The following is a 938-nucleotide window of genomic DNA, read 5'->3' on the forward strand; positions in this document are numbered from 1 at the left end:
CGGCATCCGTTGTTCCAGGTGGGTCTGTCGTTCCAGAACCTCGCCCAGAGCACCCTCGAACTGCCGTCGGTCACCGTCGAGGGCATCGACCTCGCGGGGGACACGTCCCAGTTCGATCTGCACTGGATCGTGCAGGACACCTACGACGAGGCCGGGGTTCCTGCGGGGATCGGTGGTTTCGTGACGTATGCGACGGCGTTGTTCGACGAGGCGACGGTGGCGGGGTTCGTCGAGCGGTTCGTGCGGGTGCTCGAAGAGGTCGTGGCGGAGCCGTCGCGTCCGGTCGGGGATCTGGAGATTCTCGGTGCGGGGGAGCGGTTCCGGATTCTGGAGTCGTTCAACGACACTGCGCGTGAGGTGGATTCGTCGGCGACGTTGGTGTCGTTGTTCGAGGCGCAGGTCGCCGCAACCCCGGATGCGCCGGCACTGGAATTCGGTGATCGCACCTGGACGTACCGGCAGATCGACGCCTGGGCCGGTGTGACCGCTCGCCGGATCGCCGATCTCGGGGTCGGTCCCGAGGCGCGGGTGGCGCTCGGGATGCGGCGGTCGCCGGAATTGGTGATCGGCATGATCGCGGTCGCGAAGGCCGGTGGTGCGTACGTGCCGGTGGACCCGGACCAGCCGGCCGAGCGCACGGAGTACATTCTGGGTACCGCGGATCCGGTGTGTGTCCTGACGACACGGGGCGACGGTTTCGGGGCCGAGGGCGGCCTCACCGTCGTGTTCGTCGACGACTGTGTACCGCAGGATGATTCGCAGGAAGCGTTCCCGCTGCATGTCGCGTCCCCGGGTCCCGGCCACACGGCGTATGTGATCTTCACGTCGGGTTCGACGGGTCGTCCGAAGGGTGTGGCGGTGCCGCATCGGGCGATTGCGAATCAGTTGGTGTGGAAGGTGGCGGCGTTCGGTTTGGGGCCGGATGATGCGGTGTTGCT

1 protein-coding gene is annotated in these 938 nt (G+C 67.1%); it reads left to right on the top strand.

What is annotated here, in order from left to right; all coding sequences use genetic code 11:
• A partial coding sequence (locus tag A8G15_RS27970) for an AMP-binding protein (RefSeq protein ID WP_156665599.1) occupies window positions 1–938 on the top strand: 938 nt, incomplete at both ends.

The sequence above is a fragment of the Rhodococcus phenolicus genome, from assembly GCF_001646785.1.
In the GTDB taxonomy this organism is placed as follows: Bacteria; Actinomycetota; Actinomycetes; order Mycobacteriales; family Mycobacteriaceae; genus Rhodococcus; species Rhodococcus phenolicus.